Here is a 20,572-nt window from a genome sequence, read left to right as displayed (position 1 = left end):
ATCGGCGCTCAGAAAAACGCCTGAAGCCCGGTCTGTGCGCGGCCCAGGATCAGCGCGTGGACATCATGCGTGCCCTCGTAGGTGTTCACCGTCTCGAGGTTCTGGGCATGACGCATCACGTGGTATTCCGCCATGATCCCGTTGCCGCCATGCATGTCGCGCGCGGCGCGTGCGATATCCAGCGCCTTGCCGCAATTGTTGCGCTTTATCAGGGAGATGACCTCGGGCGCGCAGCTGCCTTCATCCATCATCCGGCCCGCGCGGAGGGCCGCCTGAAGCCCCAGCGCGATCTCGGTCTGCATGTCGGCCAGTTTCTTCTGGAACAATTGCGTCTGGGCCAAGGGGCGCCCGAATTGCACCCGGTCGAGCCCGTATTGGCGTGCGCGGTGCCAGCAGTCCTCGGCCGCGCCCATCACGCCCCAGGCAATGCCGTAGCGCGCGCGGTTGAGGCAGCCGAAGGGGCCCTTGAGCCCCTCGACACCGGGCAAAAGCGCGTCTTCGCCGACTTCCACGTCCTTCATCACGATCTCGCCCGTGACGCTGGCGCGCAAGGACAGCTTGCCGCCGATCTTGGGGGCGGACAGACCCTTCATCCCCTTTTCGAGCACGAAGCCCCGAATTTTGCCCCCATGTGCCTCGGATTTGGCCCAAACCACGAAAACATCGGCAATCGGGCTGTTGGAAATCCACATCTTGGCCCCGTTCAGCACGTAGCCGCCATCGGTTTTTTTCGCGACGGTCTTCATCCCCGCGGGGTCCGAGCCCGCGTCGGGTTCGGTGAGGCCGAAGCAGCCGATCAGCGTGCCTGCGGCGAGGCCCGGCAGGTATTTCGCCTTCTGCGCCTCGGTGCCATAGGCGTGGATCGGGTACATGACGAGCGAGGATTGGACCGACATCATCGAGCGGTAGCCGCTGTCGACGCGCTCGACCTCGCGGGCGACGAGGCCATAGGTGACATAGCCCGTGCCGATGCCGCCAAATTCCTCGGGAATGGTGACGCCCAGAAGCCCCATGGCGCCCATTTCTGCAAAGATTTCAGGGGCTACGGTCTCGTTCAGATAGGCGTCGCTGACCCGCGGCAAGAGCTTGTCCTGCGCATAGGCCCGCGCGCTTTCGGCGACCATGCGTTCCTCTTCGGACAGCTGCTCGGCAAGGTGGAACGGATCGGCCCAGTCGAAGGGCGCGAGCGAGGGGCCGGTGTGGCGGGTGTGTCCGTCGGGCATGGCGTGTCTCCTGATGGGTTGCCTCGATTCATATCATTTGCACCAGTTGTGCAACCCCGGGGCGGCGATCCTTGGGTGATGCGGGCTTGGGCGTTTGGGGATCGGGATGCCCGGAAAGCGGGCAAAGTGTCGAAAATCAGGGGCTTGGCGCTGCGCGATGGATGGACGCGGACAGCGGCTGGCCCGATCAGCGGAGGCGACGGAGGATATCATGCACCTGCCCAAACCGATCTGGCGCGAGATGACGACGCGCGATTTTTCGTCAAGCGATACAACGGGTTGGATCGCCGTTCTGCCGGTCGCGGCGATCGAGCAGCATGGGCCGCATCTGCCCGTGGGGGTCGATGCGATCCTGGCCGAAGCGATGGTGGCGCGGGTCGTGGCGGAATTGCCCGAGGAGGTTCCGGCCAGTTTCCTGCCGGTGCAGCAGGTCTGCAAATCGAACGAACATATTGAATTTGCAGGAACTTTGACGCTGACCTGGGAAACGGCGATCCGGGCCTGGATCGAGATCGGACAAAGCGTGGCGCGGGCGGGCCTGTCCAAGATGGTCATCGTGACAAGCCATGGCGGCAATGTCGCGCCGATGGAGATCGTGGCGCGCGAGTTGCGGCAGACGCTGGGGATGTCGGTCGCGACAACGGCCTGGACGCGGCTGGGTGGCGCGCGGGTCTATACCTATCCCGAAGGGCCGATGATCGATATTCATGGTGGATTATCAGAGACTTCGATGATGCTGGCCACGCGCCCCGATCTTGTGCGGGCAGAGATGGTGGAGAATTTCGAGAGCCGTCAGACGGCACTCCGGCAGGGGTCGGCGAAGCTGGGCTATCACATGGCCGATGCGAATTTGGGGTGGCTGGCCAATGACCTGAACCCAAAGGGAACGGTGGGGGATGCGTCGCGGGCGACGGCGGAGCTAGGCGAGGCGGATCTGGCGGCGCAGACGCAGGGGTTCATCGCCCTTTTGCGCGACCTGCATCGTTACGATCCGGTTAATGGCTTGTCCTAATCCGTTAAGAGAAGCCTAAAATTCAGAGCCGTTTCTTAATGGCCTATCACTAATCGAACATCATCTTAACTTATCCACAGGAAAGCTCACAACTCTGCAACAAGGGCGGGGATCGCCTCCTTGAAGCGGAAGAAGCCGTGGGTCGCGTGGGGCCATGCGGAGGCGTCGTAGGGGCGGAGCAGGCGGACGAGCGTGATCCTCTCGGCGGCCAGTGCGCGGTCGAGCCGCGAGAGGGCGGTGGCCGCCGGACCGACCGGGGCATAGGGGGTGACGAGCTGCTCGATCCCCTGGGCCTTCGCCCATGTCAGGATGTCGCCCGGATCGTCGGTCAGGGGACCGGCCGCGCCCATGCGGTCGGACCAGCGGTCACGGGCATCGGTGATGGCGGCGCGGGTGAAGTCGAGGACGCGCGGGGCGACGGGGCGGGGCGAGCGGCCCGTGACCGACAGAAGGGCGGCATGGGCCACGGGCGGGCCGTCGAGCGCGTCGAGCAGGAAGCCGGGCGAAAGGTCCTCTTCGGTCAGGAGGATCGCGGTCTTGAGGCCGGGGCGGGGCGTGTCGCCCCTGGGTGCGGGGCGCGGTTTGGGCGCATCGGGGCCGCGCAGGGGCTCGGCATCCGTGACAAGGCCCGTGGGCTGGAACCGTCCGCCGGTGTATTTCGCGATATTGTCGGGGCGGGCGAGGTAATGCTTGCCCTTGGTCTGGAGGCCCGCGACCCAGCGCCAGGAGAGCGTGTTGGAGGCCGGATCGCCGTCGAGCAGGTGGCGCAGGAAGAGATCGGCCCCTGCCTCCCACGGGAGGCGGAGGGTGAAGATCCAGATCGAGGCCGCCCACATCCGTGCGTGGTTGTGCAGGTAGCCCGTGGCGACAAGTTCCTGCATCCAGGCGTCGAAACAGGCGATGCCGGTCTGCCCGGCCTCGGCCTGTGCGAGACGATCCGTCATCGACCCATCGGCCAGAACGCGGTCAAGGCCCGCGCGGTAGTCGCCCCAGATGGCGGGGCGCAGTTCGAGCCAGCCTTTCCAATAGGTGCGCCAGTAGACTTCCTGCACGAATTTTTCGGCGGCTTGCAGGGAATGGCGACCAAGAACGGCCTCCAGAACCTCGGCCTCGGTGATCAGGCGGTGGCGCAGCCATGGCGAGAGGGTCGAGACATGGGGATGCCCCGGCAGGTCATGGTTGCGCTGCGCGGCATAATCGCGGCCGGCATGGGGCAGGAAGCGGCGGAGCCGTTCGAGCGCTTGCGTTCTGGTGGCGGGGGGGAGGGCGGTGTCGGTCATGCCGCCCGATCTAGGCGGTCAGGCGCGGCGGGCCAGTCTTTTGCGGTAGGATTGCCGCCAGCGCGACAGGACCTGCGTCACCGAAGCCTCGGCCAGATCGGTCGAGAGGATGCGCACGGGGCCAGCGGCGGGCGTCTTGCGCAGGAGGGTGAGGGTTTCGGCCTGTGTGACGCGCTCGTATCCGGGGTTGCGGACGAGGAAGCGGTCGATGGCCCAGCCCACGCCCGGAAATTTCGGGCCATTGTCATGCAGCGCGATCAGGCCGCCGGGCGTGACGAAATCGGCGAGCGCCAGATCGGCCAGAACCGGGCGATGCCGGTGATCGCCGTCGATGAAGACGAAATCGAATTGCAACCCTTCGGCGCGGGCGACGGGCAGGAAATCGGCCGAGGTGCCGATATGAAAGCGCACGCTGTCGGGGTCGATGCCCGCATTGGTCAGGTTGGTGCGGACCTTGGTCAATTGGTCGGGGAAATAGGTCATCGGGTCGATGACATGGAAGGGGGGCCGGGTCGCGGCATCGGGGTAGATGCCCATCAATTCCTTGAGCGTGCCGCCCGCCGCCGTGCCCAGTTCCAGATGCGCGCCGGTGAAGCCCGCCTGTTCCAGCGCCTGCGTCATGGCCGCGCGCTCGGCCACCGAACATTCGGAAGCCAGCGTGATCGAAGATTGCCGGACCATGACCAACCCCTTGGGACATCGAAAAGACAGGACAGCCTGTTTTCCGATAAGGTTCGACAAGTCAAGCACCGGCCCGCCCTTGCAGCCCCCCCATGCGACCACTAAGACTTAGGGCAGTGACATGAGCAATGTATCCGGGGCCGAGGCAGCGATGATTGATCCGACCGAGCACTACATGAACACCCTCGTGCCGATGGTGGTCGAACAGACCAGCCGGGGCGAGCGGGCCTATGACATCTTTTCGCGGCTTCTGAAGGAGCGGATCATCTTTGTCTCGGGTCCGGTCCATGACGGCATGGCCAGCCTGATCGTGGCACAATTGTTGCACCTTGAGGCGGAGAACCCGTCCAAGGAAATCAGCATGTACATCAACAGCCCCGGCGGCGTGGTGACGAGCGGTCTGTCGATCTATGACACGATGCAATACATCAAGCCCAAGGTGTCGACCCTTGTGATCGGGCAGGCGGCCTCGATGGGGTCCTTGCTGCTGACGGCGGGGGAAAAGGGCATGCGCTTCAGCCTGCCCAATAGCCGCATCATGGTGCACCAGCCCTCGGGCGGGTACCAGGGCCAGGCGACGGACATCATGATCCACGCCAAGGAGACCCAGAAGCTGAAGGATCGGTTGAACCAGATCTACGTCAAGCACACGGGCCAGGATTTCGAGACCGTGGTCGAGGCGCTGGAGCGGGACAATTTCATGGATCCCGAGCAGGCCAAGGAGTGGGGCCTGATCGACCAGATCGTGGAAAATCGCGTGCCTGCGGATGGCGAGGGCAAGTGACGGGTCCGGTCACAACCCTGTGGTCGCGCGATCCCTGCGGGGAATTTGACATTGTGATGACGGTTGGCCTGTTCTAGGCTTTCCTGAAATTTCGGCCCGAGGGCAATGCCTCGGGTCGGGGGCCCCCCACCCCTAGATATTCAAGGTGGACGATATGGCGACTTCTTCCGGCGGCGACTCGAAAAACACGCTCTATTGCTCGTTCTGCGGCAAGAGCCAGCACGAGGTCCGCAAGCTGATTGCGGGGCCGACGGTGTTCATCTGCGACGAATGCGTCGAGCTGTGCATGGACATCATCCGCGAGGAGACCAAGACCTCGGGGCTGAAATCCTCGGACGGGGTGCCGACGCCGCAGGAGATCTGCGACGTGCTGGACGATTACGTGATCGGCCAGATGCATGCCAAGCGCGTGCTGTCGGTGGCGGTGCACAACCATTACAAGCGCCTGAACCATTCGGGCAAATCCGACATCGAATTGTCGAAGTCGAACATCCTGCTGATCGGGCCGACGGGCTGCGGCAAGACGCTGCTCGCGCAGACGCTGGCGCGGATTCTCGATGTGCCCTTCACCATGGCGGATGCAACGACGCTGACGGAGGCCGGGTACGTGGGCGAGGATGTGGAGAACATCATCCTCAAGCTGTTGCAGGCCAGCGAATACAACGTGGAGCGCGCGCAGCGCGGCATCGTCTATATCGACGAGGTCGACAAGATCACGCGCAAGTCGGACAATCCGTCGATCACCCGCGACGTGTCGGGCGAGGGCGTGCAGCAGGCGCTGTTGAAGATCATGGAAGGCACGGTCGCCAGCGTGCCGCCGCAGGGCGGGCGCAAGCATCCGCAGCAGGAATTCCTGCAGGTGGATACGACCAATATCCTGTTCATCTGCGGGGGCGCATTCGCGGGGCTCGACAAGATCATCGCGCAGCGCGGCAAGGGATCGGCCATGGGCTTTGGCGCCGATGTGCGCGACCCGGCCTCGAAAACCGTGGGCGAGTATTTCAAGGACCTGGAGCCTGAGGATCTGCTGAAATTCGGCCTGATCCCGGAATTCGTGGGCCGTCTGCCCGTGATCGCCACGCTGGAGGATCTGGACGAGGCGGCACTGGTCACCATCCTGACCGAGCCCAAGAACGCCCTGGTCAAGCAATACCAGCGGCTGTTCGAGCTGGAGGATGTGAAGCTCAAGTTCACCGATGATGCGCTGAAGGCGATCGCCAAGCGGGCCATCGCGCGCAAGACCGGGGCGCGCGGCCTGCGGTCGATCATGGAAGACATCTTGCTCAACACGATGTTCGACCTGCCCAGCACCGAGGGCGTGGAAGAGGTTGTCGTGAACGAGGAAGCCGTGTCGTCGGAGGCCCAGCCCCTGATGATCTATTCCGAGCGCAAGAAGGAAGAGCCGGCGACGGCGGGCTGAGAGTTCACCCAGATTGCAAGCGGCCTCGCCCCATGGGCGGGGCCGTTTTCGTTTGGGGCGGTGTCAGCGCAGCCAGAGTTTTTCGCGCTTGAGCGTGTTGCGGATGACCTGTTCGCGGCGCGGCAGGTTCGCGCGGTCAAAGAGCGCGCGGGCCTGTGCGCCCTTGCCCTGGTAGATCATGCGCTTGATCGGGTCGTGGCCCTTGAGGATCTTCTTGATCTTGTTGGGGGCGCTGATGCGTTCGAGCAGGTCGATGACGTGCTGATCCTCGCGCGCATAGGCCAGCGGCAGGACGCGGTAATGACACGAATGGCTGCCGTCGAGCCAGCCCGGCGCGAGCGCGTCGCGCCCGCCGCCAAGCCCATGGATGACAAGCGGCAGGGCGATCTGGTCGAGCCAGGGGTCGAGCGATTGGCAGACCAGTTCGCGCGGGCGGTCATCGCGGATGGACAGCGCATAATCCAGGAAACGCCGCCCGAATTCCGCCGGGTCGCGGTGGTAGAAGAAACCCGCGTTGAAATAGAGGTAGCGGCGCCAGTATTCGTCGGGCTGCGACAGGTCGAGCGAGGCCTCGAAATCAAGCCCGAAGCGGTCATAGAGCGCTTTCCAGGTGGCGGTATAGCCGGGGCCGTAGAGCTGGATCTCGGGCCAGGTCGCCTCGACCCGGAGGGAGGCGGAGGGGCGGTCGAAATCGAAGGGCACCTGCGTCAGGTCGCCGGTGATGAGCGTGTCGGTGTCGAAAAAGACGAAAGGTTCACCCGCTGGCAGCGCCGAGAGCATCTCGATCTTGTTGCCATAGGGGTAGCTGTCGCCGAAATGGCGGGCGTGAAAGGGCAGGATGTCCGCGCCGAAATCCTCGGTCAGCATGGCGCGCAGATCGGGATTGGCGATGCGCGGATCGCGCGGCCAGCGATCGCCCGGCTGGGGTTCTGCGATCAGGAATCGGCCCGGAAAATCGGGGTTGAAGGCCCGAAAGGAGGCGGCAAAGAGCAACGCCTCGTAGGACAGGCGGCCGGCCTGGGCCACGATGACGACGTGGAAGCGGGCCGGTACGGGCTGGGTCGGGGACATCGGGCAAGGTCCGGCAAATCGTTAACGGACCAAGCCTAGCCCTGCCGGGGGCGGGACGCCAGATTGTTCACGCACCCCGCATGCGGAAGACGGTCACCATGGTCCGCCAGACGATCCACATGTCGAGCCGGAAGCAGCGCTGGCGGATGTATTCGAGATCTGTCCGGGTCTTGCGCCGGGTGGCGAATTGGCCCGCCGCATAGCCGTGGCGCACCTGCGCAAGGCCGCTGATGCCGGGCAGCACATCGTGGCGTTCGCGGTAGCCGGGGATGGTGCGCAGGTAGCGGCTGGCATGGCGGAAGTAATCGGGGCGGGGGCCGATCAAGCTCATCTCGCCGCGGTAGACGTTGAGGATCTGGGGCAATTCGTCGAAGCGCGATTTGCGCAGCCAGTTGCCCAAGGGGCGGATGCGATCCACCTCGATCGGGTCGTCGGGGCCACGGATGCCGCGCGGGCGGACATCCATCGTGCGGAACTTGTAGGCGCGGAAGGGTCTGCACCCCCGCCCCATCCGCTTTTGCGCGTAAAAGAGCGGGCCGGGGTTGAGGAACGGGTTCAGCACCAGAAGAGCCAGCGCCACGACGAGCACGGCGGGCAGAAGAACGATCGTGCTGAAGGACAGATCGAAGCCGCGTTTGAGGATGGTCTGGAGAAAGGCATCCCGGCGCGGCGGCGCGATGGGGCGGATGGCGGGCCGCGCCACGGAAGGCGCAGGAAAGCCATCGATCTTGGGCACATAGGACATACGCGAACCCGCACACACACAAACGAAACAACGCACTACAGGGAAAGTGGTAGGGCGCTGACCCCAAGCGGGCAAGAGACAGGCGCGCGATGCGGAGCGGTTGCATCGAATTGGAACGATAAAAGACGGCCCAAGCCCCACTTGCGGCAAAAATGCAATGGCCAAGGCGAGGGATACGCCCGGAAATACGGCTGTCAGGACCGCGCGGCGGGGCTTGCGCGGCGGTTTGGGGCGAATCGACGCCCGTCGCGCGCGACATCAGCGCGAGGGAAGGTGGGTCATGTGGGGGGAATGGTGGGCGACCCTGGAATCGAACCAGGCATGGGTCTCCCCGGCGGAGTTACAGTCCGCTGCCGCACCTTGCAGCACGTCGCCCGACGCGTGGGCTGGATAATCGGGGGTGTTGGGGCCGTCAACCGGAAAACGCCGTGGGCTTTGGCCGCTTTGCGGCGGGCCTTGGCAAGCGGGAGCGGCGCGCGTAACCCGGTGGGCAGAAGCAAGGGCCGGGGGAAGGCGCGTGGCGAAGAAACCGAGCTGGGTCATCGACAAGGAACGCGGGCGACGGGCCGCTGCGGCGGAGACCGTGTGGCTGTTCGGGCTGCATGCGGTGCGCGACGCGCTGATGAACCCCGCGCGGGTCAAGCTGCGGCTGGTGCTCACCAAGAATGCCGAGGACAAGCTGGGGGATGCCATCGCGGCGGGGGGGCTTGCGCCCGAGATCGCGGACCCGCGCAAGTTTCCCGCGCCGCTCGACCCCGGATCGGTCCACCAGGGTGCTGCGCTGGAGGTCAAGCCGCTGGATTGGGGGCGGCTGGAGGATGTGGCGCTGGGCGATGGGGCGGTGGCGCCACGGCTCGTGCTGCTCGACCAGGTGACGGACCCCCATAATGTGGGCGCGATCCTGCGCTCGGCCGAGGTGTTCGGGGCGCGCGCCGTGGTCGCGCCCGCGCGCCATGCGGCACCGGAAACCGGGGCGCTGGCCAAGACGGCGAGCGGGGCGTTGGAGCGGCAGCCCTATCTCAGGGTCCAGAACCTCGGCAATGCGATCGAGGCGTTGAAGGAGATGGGCTATACCGTCCTTGGCCTTGATGGCGAGGGGGAGGCCGAGATCGGCGCGCTGGCCGCCACGCTGACGGACCGGCCCGTGGCGTTGGTTCTGGGCGCGGAGGGGCCGGGGCTGAGGGCGCGGACGCGGGAATTGTGTGACCACCTGGTCAGGATTCCGGCTGCGGGCGGGTTCGGGTCGCTCAATGTCTCGAATGCGGCGGCGGTGTCCCTATATGCGGTGAGAAACCTGTAGGGGAGGGCCGATGCCCCATTCCACCAAGATCGCCACCTGTTCCTATTGCGGGATGCGGCAGGCGCTGCGGCTGACGGCGCGGGGCGGGCATGAATTGGCCTGCGGATCCTGTGGCGCGCCGCTCCATGAGATGAAATGGCTGAAAGCGCCCGATCCGGCCCATCCGAAAAAGCCGAGCCCGAGGGCGCGCGCGCCCCATGGTGCGCCATTGCCCCCGATGGGGCAGGACCGGCTGCCGCCCCGTCCGGTCAAGCGGAAGAAATCGCTGTGGAAGCGGGCCTTGGGCGAGGTCTGGGACATGGTGGAGGATGTGGTCGAGGAGATCTTCGACTGAGGTTCGGGGCGGGCTGCGGGCCCGGATTGCGGGCTGTCACGATCGCGTGGGCGGCTTTCGCCGCGCTTTCGGTCCGGTCGACGGTCTGGCAGGCTGGTGTGCAAAGCAGATCGGGAGAGCGTCATGTCCATGCCGAGCCGTCGTGCCATTGTCGGGTTTCTTGCCCTTGCCCCTGCGGGCCTGGTGCTGGCGCGCCCGGCCCGGGCGGCGGAGCCGAGGGTCTTTCAACCGGGTGGTGTCGCGATCCACGGGATGGATCCCGTGGCCTATTTCGCCGAACAGGGGCCGGTGCCTGGCGATCCGGCAATCACGCAAGATTGGGACGGGGCAGAATGGCGGTTTGCCACCGAGGCCAACCGCGCGGCCTTTGTCGCCGATCCTGCGCGCTATGCGCCCGCATTCGGGGGGTATTGCGCCTTTGCGGCCTCGCGCGGGTATCTGGCGCCGACGATCCCCGAGGCCTGGTCGATCCACGAGGGGCGTCTGTTCCTGAATGCAAGCCTGCGCGCGCGGCGGTTGTGGGAGGCGGAATTGCCGGGCGTCATCGCGGCGGGCGAGGCCAATTGGCCCGCGATCCTGGGCTGATCGGCGCGATCACGTTTTCGTAGGAATTCTTTAAATCCCGGGACTGTGGCCCATATGCACCTCATGACGCCTGGTTCGGAACACCTTGCGTCCATCACTGTCCCTCGTTCCGTCACTTGCGCCCGCGCCCACCCGGCTGCGGGCGCTTTTTCTTGGGCGATGGCTGTGGCAGTGTCGCGCCATGACCCAGACATATTCCGACGAACTGCTTCGTGACATTTTGCGCAAATCGCGCGTCTTTGCCTGTATCGGCGTGTCGCCCAACCCGGTGCGGCCCAGCCATTACGTGGGGCGTTACCTGACGCTGAAGGGCTACCGGGTGGTGCCGGTCAATCCGGGGCAGGCGGGCACGACACTGTGGGGCGTGGAGGTGAAGGCGCGGCTCGCGGATGTGACGGAGCCCGTCGATGTGGTCGACATCTTCCGCAAGCCCGAAGCCGTGCCCGAGATCGTGGAGGAGGCGCTGGCGCTGGCGCATCGGCCCAAGGTCATCTGGATGCAGATCGGCGTCACCCATGCGGAGGCGGCAGAGCGCGCGGAGGCGGCGGGGATCACGGTGATCCAGGACCGGTGCCCCAAGATCGAGTATCAGCGGCTGTTCGGCGAGCTCAGGATGGGCGGTTTCGCCACCGGGATCATTTCGTCGAAGCTGTGAGGAAGGCGGAAATCTGCAGATTTCCGGGTGGGAAAACTGCAGTTTTCCCGGACGAAAAACTCGAGTTTTTCGGTTCAGCGGGCGGCTTTTTCGGCGATGCCGGATTGGCCCTCGCGGCGGTCAAGCTCGGCCAGAACCTCCGACAGGGTCACGTCGCGGGCGGTGAGCATGACAAGCAGGTGGTAGAGCACATCGGCGGCCTCGGAGGTCAGGCGGTCGCGGTCGCCCTTCACGGCTTCGATGATCGCCTCCACCGCTTCTTCGCCGAATTTCTCGGCGCATTTCTCGGGGCCCCTGGAGAGGAGTTTCGCGGTCCAGGACGTGTCGGGATCGGCGCCCTTGCGCGCGGCGATGGTGGCGGCGAGGCGGGTGAGGGTGTCGTCGGTCATGTCAGCCTCACGGGGATGCCTGCGGCGGCCATATGCGCCTTGGCCTCGGCGATGGAATAGGTGCCGAAATGGAAGATGGAGGCGGCGAGAACGGCGCTGGCATGCCCTTCGGTCACGCCTTCGACGAGATGGTCGAGCGTGCCGACGCCGCCCGAGGCGATGACGGGGACGGGCACGGCATCGGCCACGGCGCGGGTGAGGGGCAGGTTGAAGCCCGATTTCGTGCCGTCGCGGTCCATCGAGGTCAGAAGGATCTCGCCCGCGCCCTTGGCCACGACCGTGCGGGCGAATTCGACCGCGTCGATGCCGGTGGGTTTGCGGCCGCCGTGGGTGAAGATCTCCCATTTGCCGGGAGCGACCGTTTTCGCGTCGATGGCCACCACGATGCATTGGCTGCCGAAGCGGTCGGCGGCGCGGGCCACGACATCGGGATCGGCCACGGCGGCGGAATTGAAGCTGACCTTGTCGGCGCCCGCGAGAAGGAGGTTCCTTACATCCTCGACCGTGCGGACGCCGCCGCCGATCGTGAGCGGCATGAAGCAATGTTCCGCCGTGCGGGTGGCCAGATCATACATCGTGCCGCGGTTTTCATGGGTGGCGTGGATGTCGAGGAAACAGAGCTCATCCGCGCCCGCCGCATCATAGGCGCGCGCCTGTTCCACCGGGTCGCCGGCATCGATGAGGTCTACGAAATTCACGCCCTTGACCACGCGGCCATCGGCGACATCGAGGCAGGGGATGATGCGGGTCTTGAGCATGGGGATTGCCTAGCCGATTGGCGGGGGTGAGGGAAGGCGGGCGTGCGATTGCATATTTTTGGAAAGATGAAGGATCAGGCGAGCGTCGCCAGCGCCTCGGCCAGGTCGAGGGCCCCGTCATAGAGCGCGCGGCCCGAGATCGCGCCGGCGATGACGCCGGTGTCGCGGAGGGCTATGAGATCTGCGAGGGACGAGACGCCGCCCGAGGCGATGACGGGGATGGAGGTGGCGCGCGCGAGATCGGCGGTCGCCTGCACATTGGGGCCGCCCATGGCCCCGTCGCGGTCGATGTCGGTGTAGATGATGGCGGCGACCCCCGCATCCTCGAAGGCGCGGGCGAGATCGGTGACCATGACATCGGTTTCCTCGGCCCAGCCCTTGGTCGCGACGCGGCCCTTGCGGGCGTCGATGCCCACGGCGACCTGTCCGGGGAAGGCGCGGGCGGCCTGCCGCACGAGGTCGGGGTTTTCGACCGCCACCGTGCCGAGGATGACGCGGGCGATGCCGCGGGTGAGCCACATCTCGATCGTTGCCATGTCGCGGATGCCGCCGCCGAGCTGGGCGGGGACGGAAGTGGCGGCGAGGATCGCCTCGACCGCGGCACCGTTCACGGGCTGGCCCGCGAAGGCGCCGTTCAGGTCGACGAGGTGGAGCCAGTGGCAGCCGGCTGCCTCGAAGGCGCGGGCCTGTGCGGCCGGATCGGTGTTGAACACCGTCGCCTGATCCATCGCGCCGCGCAGGAGCCGGACGGCCTGGCCGTCCTTGAGGTCGATGGCGGGGTAGAGGATCATGGGCGCGGGCCTTTTTGCTGCTGTCTTGCCGGGGCTTTTGGCAAAGCGCGGGGGCAGGGGCAAGGGCGGGCCGTTTCGCAACGTCACGCTGGACAAGAATCGGGACCTGTCCGAACCCTGTGGGCGGGACGTCTTGGGAGGAGTGACATCCATGCGTAAGTACCTGTTGGGCGCCGTGGCCGTGATCGTGATGGCGGGCGCGGCCGGAGCGGACGAGTTGATCGGCGATTGGCGCACCGCGCCCGACGACAATGGCAATACCGGCATCATCCGCATCACCCAGTGCGGGGCCGCGCTGTGCGGGACGCTGGTGCAGGCATTCGATTCCGCGGGCGCGAGCCTTCAGACCGACAATATCGGCCGCCAGATCATCTGGGACACCAATCCCACGGGCGAGCCGGGGCAGTATCGCGGCATGCTCTATTCGCCGGACCGGGACCGGGAATACCGCTCGCGGTTGCAGCGCACGGATGCGGGGCTGAGCGTGTCGGGCTGCGTGATGGGCGGCGCGATCTGCCGTGAAGGCGGGGTCTGGAGCCGCGTCAACTGAACCTCGAGGCGCGCGGGCGCGCTGCGTCTCAGGGTCGCCAGTCGAGGAAATTGGCGATCAGGCGCAGGCCCGCGCGCTGGCTTTTTTCCGGGTGGAATTGCGCGCCCACCACGTTGCGGGTGCCCACGATGGCCGTGACCGGCCCGCCGTAATCGACATGCGCCAGAAGATGGGCGGGTTCGGTCGGCTGCATCGCGTAGGAATGGACGAAATAGGCGTGATCGCCGGTTTCGATGCCCGAGAGCACCGGGTGGGCCTGGTCGATCACCAGGTCGTTCCAGCCCATATGCGGCACCTTGAGGGCGGGATCGGCGGGGGCGATGCGCGTGACCTCGCCCGGGACCCAGCCGAAGCCCCGCACATCCTCGTATTCGCGGCCCCATGTGGTCAGCATCTGCATGCCGACGCAGATGCCGAGGAAGGGCACGGCGCGGTTTTCGACGGCGTCGATCAGCGCCTCCTCGAGCCCGTCGATGGCCTGAAGGCCGCGACGGCAGGCGGGAAAGGCGCCGTCGCCGGGCAGGACGATCCGTTCGGCGCGGGCGACCGCATCGGGATCGGCGGTGACGAGGACGGGGCCGTGCCCGCCCTCGGCCGCCATGCGCTGGAAGGCTTTCTGCGCGGAATGCAGATTGCCCGAATCGTAGTCGATGAGGATTGTCGTCATCGGATCAGAGCGTCCCCTTGGTCGAGGGGATGGCATCGGATTGGCGGGGATCGGGTTCCACCGCCTCGCGCAGGGCGCGGGCGACCGCCTTGAAGGCGGCCTCGGCGATGTGGTGGCTGTTGATCCCCGCGAGTTTCGTCACATGCAGCGTGAGGCCGCCATGGGTCGAGAGCGCCTGGAAGAACTCGCGCACCAGTTCCGTGTCGAAACTGCCGATCTTCTGGGTGGGAAATTCCACGTCCCAGACAAGATAGGGCCGCCCCGACAGGTCGAGGGCCGCGCGGATCAGCGCGTCATCCATCGCGAGGTGGAAGCTGCCGTAGCGGCGGATGCCGCGCTTGTCGCCCAGGGCCTGGGTCAGCGCCTGGCCCAGCGCGATGCCCACATCCTCGACGCTGTGGTGGTCGTCGATGTGCAGGTCGCCGTCGCAGCGGATGGTCAGGTCAATCAGCGCATGGCGGGCCAGCTGGTCGAGCATGTGGTCGAAGAAGCCGACGCCGGTCTGGTTGTCGTGGCGTCCCGTGCCGTCGAGGGTCACCGTGATCTCGATCGCGGTCTCGTTGGTCTTGCGGGTGATGGTGGCTGTGCGCATGGCGGCCGCTCCGTCTGGTTCGGGGCTTCTATAGACGCGGGGGGCGCGCGGGGAAAGGCGCGTCAAAGGCCGAGGAGACGGAAATAGGCTTGCGTGACATCGTCCCAGCGGTAGCGGCGGCGGGCGATGGCCTGCAGTTTTGCGGCCATGGTGGGGGCCTCGGCCGGATCGGTCAGGGCGGGGAGAAGCGCGCGGAGGCTTTCGGCGCTGTCGAAATAGGCGGCGGCGTTTTCGGTCGTGGCGCGGTTGAAGGCGCAATCCCAGGCGGCGATGGGGCGGCCTGTGCCCATCATCTCGACGAGCGCGGGGTTGGTGCCGCCTGCGGAATGGCCGTGCAGGTAGAGCGTGGCGCGCGCGCGGATCGCGCGGAGGCGTCCGGGGTCGTATTCGGCCTCGATCAGGCGGATCCCGGCATGGGGCGCGTAACGGCTGCGCAGGGCGCGGCCATGGGCTGTCGCCTGCCAATTGGCGAGGACGACGAGCGGCAGGGGGGGCGGGCGATCGGTGAAGGCGGCGAGGATGGTGGCGAGGTTGTTCTCGGGTTCAGCGCGGGCCAGTGCCAGCGCATAGGCGGGCGGCAGGGCGAGGTCGTCGATGGGGGCGGGGGTGTGGAGAGCGCGTGTTCGTGGCCATAGGCGATTTCGACCGGGTCGCGCCCGTAGCTGTCGCGGATATGGGCGGCGATTGCGGGATTGTCGGCGATGACCACATCGGCGTGGCGTGCGGCCATCGCCTCGGACCGGCGCAGGATCGTGCGGGCAAGGCGGCCCCATTTGGGGCGTTGCCATTCGATCCCGTCGGGATGGGCGATGATGCGCATGGGAAAGCGCGCGCGGATGAGCGGCAGGGCCAAAGCGCCCGAGACGCCCAGAAGGAGCGCCGCGTCATGGCCGCTCCGCGCGGCCTGCCAGAGCGAGAGCGCGTCAAAGGGCACCGATTGCGCGCCATTGGCCGAGAGCGGCAGGTAGCGCAGCTCTGCACCGAGGTAGGTCGTGGGACGGGGGGCAGGGGTCTGGGGGGCGCTGCACCAGATGGTCAGGCGGTCGGACAGGCCCCGCGCCGCGGCGGCATCGGCCAGTTGGGTGGCGAGGGTTTCGAAGCCGCCATAGCGGCCGGGCACGCCCACCGTGCCGAGGATGGCGATTCGCCCTGCGCGGTCCGGGGGTGGCGTCATCGGCGGGGCCTATGGGCGGTCGGCGGCGCCCGGAACGGGATGGGCATGACACGGGCCTGACGGGTTACACGACACTACACCGCGGCAAGGCTAGAGGGGTGGGCGCGAGGGCGCAAGGACGGGGAAACCGTGGGGGCGTGTGGGGGGGTGAAAACGGAAGAAGCCGGGACCTTTCGGACCCGGCTTCTTGCGACTGGAGCGGGTGATGAGATTCGAACTCACGACCCTTACCTTGGCAAGGTAATGCTCTACCCCTGAGCTACACCCGCTCTGTGGAGGCGGTGTTTAGGGCCAAGTGCGGGGGGGTGCAAGGGGGAATTTGCGCCTTGGGGCGCGGTTTTCATGCGGGGAGCCGAAGCGGTCTCAGGCCGGGGGAAAGAAGGCTTGGGGCGCGCGCATGGCGGGCAGGGCGCGCATCCGGTCGAGCCATGCCGCCATCGCGGGCGTGGGGGTCATCCCGGCCTCGTGGAGCCATTGGGCATAGCCCCAGATGGCGCAATCGCCGATGCCGGGGGCCTGCCCGTGAAAGAAAGGATCGTTACCCAGAAGCAGGTCGAACCGGGCGCAATCGGCGCGGTAACGGGCGGTCAGCCAGTCGATCACATCGGGCGGATAGCCACGGCCTGCGTCCTGGCGGGCCTGTTTGAGCTGGGGCAGGCACATGCCGATGCGGTTCGCCTCCCACAGGAGCAATTCGCGGCCGCGGCGCAGGCCGTGCGGCGTGTCGCCGCCAAGGCAGGCAAAGCGGGTGGCAAGCTCCAGCAAGATCGCGCCCGATTGCACATGGGGTGTGCCGTCGATCATCAGGACCGGCACCTCGGCGGCGGGATTGGCGGCGAGAAAGGCCGGGGGCCGCGTGTCGGGCGGGGCCCAGATGTCGATGGTGACGGTCTCATGGGGCAGGCCCGCGAGGGACAGGGCCAGCGCCACCTTGCAGGCGTGGCCCGAGTCGGCATGGCCGTAGAGCAGGAGGTCGGTCATCATCACGCTCTTTGAGTTGGGCGCGCCCGACCGGGGGTGGTCGGTCGGGGCGCCGTGTGGGATCATTCCAGCTCGATCAAGAGGTCCTTGGCGTCGATCTGGCCGCCGGGGGTGACGTGGACGGCCTTGACCACCGCGTCGCGTTCGGCGTGGAGGCCGGTTTCCATTTTCATCGCCTCGATGGTCAGGAGAAGATCGCCGGTCTTGATCTTTGCCCCCGCCGTCACGGCGACCGAGGCCACGACACCGGGCATCGGCGCGCCGATATGGGCGGGGTTCCCGGCCTCGGCCTTGGCGCGCTTGACGCTTTTGGCCGCGATCTTGCGGTTGGGGACGCGGATCATCCGGGGTTGGCCGTTCAGTTCGAAGAAGACCTTTACCTCGCCGTCATCGGTCGTCTCGCCCACGGCCTGAAGCTGGATCACGAGGGTCACGCCGGGGTCGATTTCCGCCTCTATCTGTTCGCCGGGTTCCATCCCGTAGAAAAAGGTTCGGGTGGGCAGGGTGCGGACCGGGCCATAGATTTTGTGGCGCGCGGCATAGTCGGTGAAGACCTTGGGATACATGAGATAGCCCATCAGATCCTCGCCATCGATCTCGACCTCGAGACTGTCGGACAGATCGGCGCGCGTCTTGTCGAGATCGACGGGGGGCACGCGCAGGCCGGGGCGTTCGAGGATCGGTTGCTCGTCCTTGAGGATCTTTTTCAGGATGCCCGGGGGAAAGCCGCCCGGCGGTTGGCCGAGGTTGCCGCGCATCATGTCGATGACCGAATCCGGGAAGGCGACCTCTTTTTCCGGGTTCTCCACGTCATCGCGGGTCAGGCCCTGTGAGACCATCATGAGCGCCATGTCGCCCACGACCTTGGAGGAGGGCGTGACCTTGACGATATCGCCGAACATCCGGTTCACATCGGCATAGGTCTGGGCGACCTCGTGCCAGCGATCCTCGAGGCCCATGGAGCGCGCCTGCGCCTTGAGGTTGGTGAACTGGCCGCCCGGCATCTCGTGGAGATAGACCTCGGACGCGGGGGCCTGCATGCCGGATTCAAAAGCGGTGTAATGGGTGCGGACGGCTTCCCAGTAATCGCTGATCTCGCGGATCGCCTTGATGTCGAGGCCGGTGTCGCGGTCGGTGAATTGCAGCGCCTCGACAATGGTGCCGAGCGTGGCCTGTGACGTGTTGCCCGAGAGCGCATCCATCGCGCAATCGACGGCATCGACACCCGCGGCGGAGGCCGCAAGGATCGTGCCGCAGGCGATGCCCGCCGTGTCATGGGTGTGGAAATGGATGGGCAGGTCCACCGCATCTTTCAGCGCGGGGATCAGCACGGCGGCGGAGGCCGGTTTCAGAAGCCCCGCCATATCCTTGAGCCCCAGCACATGGGCGCCTGCGGCCTCCAGCTCCTTGGCCATCTTGACGTAGTATTTCAGGTCATACTTGGCCCGGTCGGGGTCGAGGATGTTGCCGGTATAGCAGATCGTCCCTTCGAGGATCTTGCCGGTGTCGAGCACAGCCTCCATCGAGACGCGCATGTTCTCGACCCAGTTGAGGCTGTCGAAGACGCGGAAGATATCGACGCCGGATTCTGCCGCCTGCTTGACGAAGCCCTGCACGACATTGTCGGGGTAATTGGTGTAGCCCACCCCGTTCGCGCCGCGCAAAAGCATCTGGGTCATGATGTTGGGCATGGCCGCGCGGATGTCGCGCAGGCGCTGCCACGGGCATTCCTGCAAGAAGCGGTAGGCGACATCGAAGGTCGCGCCGCCCCAGCATTCGACGCTGAAGAGCTCGGGCAGGTTGGCGGCATAGGCAGGGGCCGCCTTGATCATGTCGATCGACCGCATCCGGGTGGCGAGCAACGATTGATGGCCGTCGCGCATGGTCGTGTCGGTGATGAGAAGCTGCTTTTGCGCCTTCATCCATTGGGCCACGGCCTTGGGCCCCTCAGCGTCGAGCATCTGGCGTGTGCCGGGGCGCGGGGCATCCACCCGCAGCGCGGGCGGGCGCGGATCGCGGGCCTGGGCGGGGGGACGGGGGCGACCTTCCGTCTCGGGGTGACCGTTCACGGTGATATCGGCGATATAGGTCAGGATGCGCGTGGCGCGGTCGCGACGCGGCTTGAAATCGAACAATTCGGGCGTCTGGTCGATGAATTTCGTGTGGTACTGGTAGTTCAGGAAGGTCGGGTGCTTCAGCAGGTTCTCGACGAAGGCGATATTCGTCGACACGCCCCGGATGCGGAATTCGCGCAGCGCGCGGTCCATGCGGGCGATGGCCGCCTCGGGCGTGGGGGCCCAGGCCGTGACCTTTTCCAGCAGGCTGTCGTAATAGCGGGTGATGACGGCCCCCGAATAGGCCGTGCCGCCGTCCAGCCGGATGCCCATGCCCGTGGCCCCCCGATAGGCGGTGATGCGACCGTAATCGGGGATGAAATTGTTGGTCGGATCCTCGGTCGTGATCCGGCACTGGATGGCGTGTCCGTCGAGCTTCACGTCATATTGGCTGGCGGTTCCCGTCGCCTCGGTCAGGCTCTTGCCTTCGGCGATCAGGATCTGGGCGCGCACGATGTCGATGCCCGTCACTTCCTCGGTGACGGTATGTTCGACCTGCACGCGGGGGTTGACCTCGATGAAGTAGAATTTGCCCGTCTCCATATCCATCAGGAATTCGACGGTGCCCGCGCATTCGTAATTCACATGCTCGCAGATCTTCTTGCCCAGAAGGCAGATCTCCTCGCGCTGGGCCTCGGACAGATAGGGGGCGGGGGCGCGTTCCACGACCTTCTGGTTGCGGCGCTGGACGGAACAATCGCGCTCGTAGAGGTGGTAGATGTTGCCGTGGCTGTCGCCGAGGATCTGCACCTCGACATGGCGGGCGCGCAGGATCATCTTTTCGAGATAGCCCTCGCCATTGCCGAAGGCGGCCTCGGCCTCGCGGCGGCCCTCGCGGACCTTCTCGGCCAGTTCCTTTTCGGACTGGATCGGGCGCATGCCCCGGCCACCGCCGCCCCAGCTGGCCTTGAGCATCAGGGGATAGCCGATCTCGGCGGCTTCCTTGGCGATGGCCTCCATGTCGTCGCCCAGCACCTCCGTCGCGGGGATGACGGGCACGCCCGCCGCGATGGCGACGCGCCGCGCGCTTGCCTTGTCGCCGAGCGCGCGCATGGTTTCGGCCTTTGGCCCGATGAAGGTGATGCCGTTGGCCGCGCAGGCATCCACGAAATCGGGGTTCTCGGACAAGAGCCCGTAGCCCGGATGGATCGCATCGGCGCCGCTGGCCTTGGCCACCCGGATGATCTCGGGGATCGACAGATAGGCCGCGACCGGGCCCAGCCCCTCGCCGATCTTGTAGGCCTCGTCCGCCTTGAAACGGTGCAGGCTCAGCTTGTCCTCTTCGGCGTAGACGGCGACGGTGCGCTTGCCCAGTTCATTGGCCGCGCGCATGACGCGGATGGCGATCTCGCCGCGGTTGGCGATGAGGATCTTCTTGAATTCGGGCATGGGGAACGCGCCTTTCGCTGTGCAACCTCCACTTGTGTAAGGGTCATTCCGCACTGCGGCAATGGTTAGGTGGTCGC

General features: G+C 66.2%; 22 protein-coding genes and 2 tRNA genes. 8 read left to right on the top strand and 16 right to left on the bottom strand.

Annotated features, from left to right (window positions below; all coding sequences use genetic code 11):
• Positions 1-8 precede the first annotated feature (8 nt).
• On the bottom strand, positions 9-1,223 hold the full coding sequence (locus AABA51_RS10900; RefSeq protein WP_338271870.1) for an acyl-CoA dehydrogenase: 1,215 nt from the start codon (positions 1,221-1,223) through the stop codon (positions 9-11).
• Between the two features lie 211 nt (positions 1,224-1,434).
• On the opposite strand from AABA51_RS10900, the gene AABA51_RS10895 reads away from it, so the two are divergent.
• Positions 1,435-2,235 carry a creatininase family protein gene (locus tag AABA51_RS10895; protein WP_338271868.1) on the top strand — a complete coding sequence of 267 codons (801 nt, stop codon included), beginning with the start codon at positions 1,435-1,437 and terminating at the stop codon, positions 2,233-2,235.
• A gap of 86 nt (positions 2,236-2,321) precedes the next feature.
• Here the strand turns inward: AABA51_RS10895 and AABA51_RS10890 are convergent, their stop codons facing one another.
• Positions 2,322-3,515, bottom strand: coding sequence for an FAD-binding domain-containing protein (locus tag AABA51_RS10890; RefSeq protein WP_338271866.1), 1,194 nt, complete (start codon positions 3,513-3,515; stop codon positions 2,322-2,324).
• 18 nt (positions 3,516-3,533) lie between these two features.
• Positions 3,534-4,196, bottom strand: coding sequence for a class I SAM-dependent methyltransferase (locus AABA51_RS10885; RefSeq protein ID WP_338271864.1), 663 nt, complete (start codon positions 4,194-4,196; stop codon positions 3,534-3,536).
• Between the two features lie 151 nt (positions 4,197-4,347).
• Between AABA51_RS10885 and AABA51_RS10880 the strand changes: the two genes are divergently transcribed.
• Positions 4,348-4,980 carry an ATP-dependent Clp protease proteolytic subunit gene (locus AABA51_RS10880; RefSeq protein WP_338276536.1) on the top strand — a complete coding sequence of 211 codons (633 nt, stop codon included), beginning with the start codon at positions 4,348-4,350 and terminating at the stop codon, positions 4,978-4,980.
• A gap of 154 nt (positions 4,981-5,134) precedes the next feature.
• Positions 5,135-6,400 (top strand): ATP-dependent Clp protease ATP-binding subunit ClpX, encoded by a 1,266-nt coding sequence (gene clpX / locus AABA51_RS10875; protein WP_338271863.1) that lies wholly within the window; start codon positions 5,135-5,137, stop codon positions 6,398-6,400.
• A gap of 63 nt (positions 6,401-6,463) precedes the next feature.
• On the opposite strand, the gene AABA51_RS10870 is transcribed toward clpX, so the two are convergent.
• The 3 genes from AABA51_RS10870 to AABA51_RS10860 form a co-directional block, all read right to left on the bottom strand.
• Complete coding sequence (locus tag AABA51_RS10870; protein WP_338271861.1) at positions 6,464-7,471, bottom strand: hypothetical protein; 1,008 nt, start codon at positions 7,469-7,471, stop codon at positions 6,464-6,466.
• 67 nt (positions 7,472-7,538) lie between these two features.
• Complete coding sequence (locus tag AABA51_RS10865) at positions 7,539-8,216, bottom strand: sugar transferase (RefSeq protein ID WP_338271860.1); 678 nt, start codon at positions 8,214-8,216, stop codon at positions 7,539-7,541.
• Positions 8,217-8,508: 292 nt separating this feature from the next.
• A tRNA-Tyr gene (locus AABA51_RS10860) sits at positions 8,509-8,592 on the bottom strand.
• A gap of 141 nt (positions 8,593-8,733) precedes the next feature.
• Here AABA51_RS10860 and rlmB point away from each other — a divergent pair.
• The 4 genes from rlmB (at position 8,734) to AABA51_RS10840 (ending at position 11,090) form a co-directional block, all read left to right on the top strand.
• Positions 8,734-9,516, top strand: a complete 783-nt coding sequence (gene rlmB / locus AABA51_RS10855) for a 23S rRNA (guanosine(2251)-2'-O)-methyltransferase RlmB (protein ID WP_338271858.1) — start codon at positions 8,734-8,736, stop codon at positions 9,514-9,516.
• Positions 9,517-9,526: 10 nt separating this feature from the next.
• Positions 9,527-9,850, top strand: a complete 324-nt coding sequence (locus AABA51_RS10850) for a hypothetical protein (RefSeq protein ID WP_338271857.1) — start codon at positions 9,527-9,529, stop codon at positions 9,848-9,850.
• A 123-nt stretch (positions 9,851-9,973) separates the two neighbouring features.
• Positions 9,974-10,435 carry a YHS domain-containing (seleno)protein gene (locus AABA51_RS10845; protein ID WP_338271856.1) on the top strand — a complete coding sequence of 154 codons (462 nt, stop codon included), beginning with the start codon at positions 9,974-9,976 and terminating at the stop codon, positions 10,433-10,435.
• A 181-nt stretch (positions 10,436-10,616) separates the two neighbouring features.
• Complete coding sequence (locus AABA51_RS10840) at positions 10,617-11,090, top strand: CoA-binding protein (protein WP_338271855.1); 474 nt, start codon at positions 10,617-10,619, stop codon at positions 11,088-11,090.
• A gap of 74 nt (positions 11,091-11,164) precedes the next feature.
• Here AABA51_RS10840 and AABA51_RS10835 read toward each other — a convergent pair whose 3' ends face one another.
• The 3 genes from AABA51_RS10835 to hisA all read right to left on the bottom strand — a co-directional run bounded on the left by AABA51_RS10835 (position 11,165) and on the right by hisA (position 13,028).
• The gene (locus AABA51_RS10835) at positions 11,165-11,479 is read right to left on the bottom strand and encodes a phosphoribosyl-ATP diphosphatase (protein WP_338271853.1); all 315 of its coding nucleotides are present in this window, start codon (positions 11,477-11,479) and stop codon (positions 11,165-11,167) included.
• Positions 11,476-12,237 carry an imidazole glycerol phosphate synthase subunit HisF gene (gene hisF / locus AABA51_RS10830; RefSeq protein ID WP_338271852.1) on the bottom strand — a complete coding sequence of 254 codons (762 nt, stop codon included), beginning with the start codon at positions 12,235-12,237 and terminating at the stop codon, positions 11,476-11,478. The genes AABA51_RS10835 and hisF overlap by 4 nt, the downstream gene beginning before the upstream one ends.
• 74 nt (positions 12,238-12,311) lie before the next feature.
• Complete coding sequence (hisA, locus tag AABA51_RS10825; RefSeq protein ID WP_338271851.1) at positions 12,312-13,028, bottom strand: 1-(5-phosphoribosyl)-5-[(5-phosphoribosylamino)methylideneamino]imidazole-4-carboxamide isomerase; 717 nt, start codon at positions 13,026-13,028, stop codon at positions 12,312-12,314.
• A 151-nt stretch (positions 13,029-13,179) separates the two neighbouring features.
• Here hisA and AABA51_RS10820 point away from each other — a divergent pair, with 151 nt between their 5' ends.
• A complete protein-coding gene (locus tag AABA51_RS10820) occupies positions 13,180-13,578 on the top strand; it encodes a DUF2147 domain-containing protein (RefSeq protein WP_338271849.1) in 399 nt (132 codons plus the stop codon).
• A gap of 28 nt (positions 13,579-13,606) precedes the next feature.
• On the opposite strand, the gene hisH is transcribed toward AABA51_RS10820, so the two are convergent.
• The 7 genes from hisH to AABA51_RS10785 all read right to left on the bottom strand — a co-directional run bounded on the left by hisH (position 13,607) and on the right by AABA51_RS10785 (position 20,495).
• Entirely contained in the window at positions 13,607-14,245 is a 639-nt protein-coding gene (gene hisH, locus AABA51_RS10815; RefSeq protein ID WP_338271848.1) for an imidazole glycerol phosphate synthase subunit HisH, read from the bottom strand.
• A 4-nt stretch (positions 14,246-14,249) separates the two neighbouring features.
• Positions 14,250-14,837, bottom strand: coding sequence for an imidazoleglycerol-phosphate dehydratase HisB (gene hisB / locus AABA51_RS10810; RefSeq protein WP_338271847.1), 588 nt, complete (start codon positions 14,835-14,837; stop codon positions 14,250-14,252).
• 62 nt (positions 14,838-14,899) lie between these two features.
• Positions 14,900-15,130: a hypothetical protein gene (locus tag AABA51_RS10805; protein ID WP_338271846.1), complete on the bottom strand. Its 231-nt coding sequence runs from the start codon at positions 15,128-15,130 to the stop codon at positions 14,900-14,902.
• Positions 15,131-15,234: 104 nt separating this feature from the next.
• Complete coding sequence (locus tag AABA51_RS10800) at positions 15,235-16,011, bottom strand: DUF1972 domain-containing protein (protein WP_338271845.1); 777 nt, start codon at positions 16,009-16,011, stop codon at positions 15,235-15,237.
• A 194-nt stretch (positions 16,012-16,205) separates the two neighbouring features.
• A tRNA-Gly gene (locus AABA51_RS10795) sits at positions 16,206-16,280 on the bottom strand.
• A 94-nt stretch (positions 16,281-16,374) separates the two neighbouring features.
• Complete coding sequence (locus AABA51_RS10790) at positions 16,375-16,995, bottom strand: glutathione S-transferase family protein (RefSeq protein ID WP_338271844.1); 621 nt, start codon at positions 16,993-16,995, stop codon at positions 16,375-16,377.
• A gap of 59 nt (positions 16,996-17,054) precedes the next feature.
• Positions 17,055-20,495 (bottom strand): pyruvate carboxylase, encoded by a 3,441-nt coding sequence (locus tag AABA51_RS10785; RefSeq protein WP_338271842.1) that lies wholly within the window; start codon positions 20,493-20,495, stop codon positions 17,055-17,057.
• Positions 20,496-20,572: the final 77 nt, after the last annotated feature.

The organism is Roseicyclus marinus (genome assembly GCF_036322625.1).
Taxonomy (GTDB): Bacteria; Pseudomonadota; Alphaproteobacteria; order Rhodobacterales; family Rhodobacteraceae; genus Roseicyclus; species Roseicyclus marinus_A.
Note: the sequence above shows the minus strand (reverse complement) of the source record. Positions and strands in the feature narration are given on the sequence as shown.

Bases quoted from the DNA above. Each gene is read 5' to 3' on its own strand.
- hisF (WP_338271852.1), bottom strand. From the start codon at position 12,237: ATGCTCAAGACCCGCATCATCCCCTGCCTCGATGTCGCCGATGGCCGC.
- AABA51_RS10845 (WP_338271856.1), top strand. From the start codon at position 9,974: ATGTCCATGCCGAGCCGTCGTGCCATTGTCGGGTTTCTTGCCCTTGCC.
- clpX (WP_338271863.1), top strand. From the start codon at position 5,135: ATGGCGACTTCTTCCGGCGGCGACTCGAAAAACACGCTCTATTGCTCG.
- hisB (WP_338271847.1), bottom strand. From the start codon at position 14,837: ATGCGCACAGCCACCATCACCCGCAAGACCAACGAGACCGCGATCGAG.
- AABA51_RS10800 (WP_338271845.1), bottom strand. From the start codon at position 16,011: ATGACGCCACCCCCGGACCGCGCAGGGCGAATCGCCATCCTCGGCACG.
- AABA51_RS10870 (WP_338271861.1), bottom strand. From the start codon at position 7,471: ATGTCCCCGACCCAGCCCGTACCGGCCCGCTTCCACGTCGTCATCGTG.
- AABA51_RS10850 (WP_338271857.1), top strand. From the start codon at position 9,527: ATGCCCCATTCCACCAAGATCGCCACCTGTTCCTATTGCGGGATGCGG.
- AABA51_RS10895 (WP_338271868.1), top strand. From the start codon at position 1,435: ATGCACCTGCCCAAACCGATCTGGCGCGAGATGACGACGCGCGATTTT.
- AABA51_RS10785 (WP_338271842.1), bottom strand. From the start codon at position 20,495: ATGCCCGAATTCAAGAAGATCCTCATCGCCAACCGCGGCGAGATCGCC.
- AABA51_RS10835 (WP_338271853.1), bottom strand. From the start codon at position 11,479: ATGACCGACGACACCCTCACCCGCCTCGCCGCCACCATCGCCGCGCGC.
- AABA51_RS10900 (WP_338271870.1), bottom strand. From the start codon at position 1,223: ATGCCCGACGGACACACCCGCCACACCGGCCCCTCGCTCGCGCCCTTC.
- hisH (WP_338271848.1), bottom strand. From the start codon at position 14,245: ATGACGACAATCCTCATCGACTACGATTCGGGCAATCTGCATTCCGCG.
- AABA51_RS10790 (WP_338271844.1), bottom strand. From the start codon at position 16,995: ATGATGACCGACCTCCTGCTCTACGGCCATGCCGACTCGGGCCACGCC.
- AABA51_RS10805 (WP_338271846.1), bottom strand. From the start codon at position 15,130: ATGATGGGCACAGGCCGCCCCATCGCCGCCTGGGATTGCGCCTTCAAC.
- hisA (WP_338271851.1), bottom strand. From the start codon at position 13,028: ATGATCCTCTACCCCGCCATCGACCTCAAGGACGGCCAGGCCGTCCGG.
- AABA51_RS10890 (WP_338271866.1), bottom strand. From the start codon at position 3,515: ATGACCGACACCGCCCTCCCCCCCGCCACCAGAACGCAAGCGCTCGAA.
- AABA51_RS10840 (WP_338271855.1), top strand. From the start codon at position 10,617: ATGACCCAGACATATTCCGACGAACTGCTTCGTGACATTTTGCGCAAA.
- AABA51_RS10880 (WP_338276536.1), top strand. From the start codon at position 4,348: ATGATTGATCCGACCGAGCACTACATGAACACCCTCGTGCCGATGGTG.
- AABA51_RS10885 (WP_338271864.1), bottom strand. From the start codon at position 4,196: ATGGTCCGGCAATCTTCGATCACGCTGGCTTCCGAATGTTCGGTGGCC.
- AABA51_RS10865 (WP_338271860.1), bottom strand. From the start codon at position 8,216: ATGTCCTATGTGCCCAAGATCGATGGCTTTCCTGCGCCTTCCGTGGCG.
- AABA51_RS10820 (WP_338271849.1), top strand. From the start codon at position 13,180: ATGCGTAAGTACCTGTTGGGCGCCGTGGCCGTGATCGTGATGGCGGGC.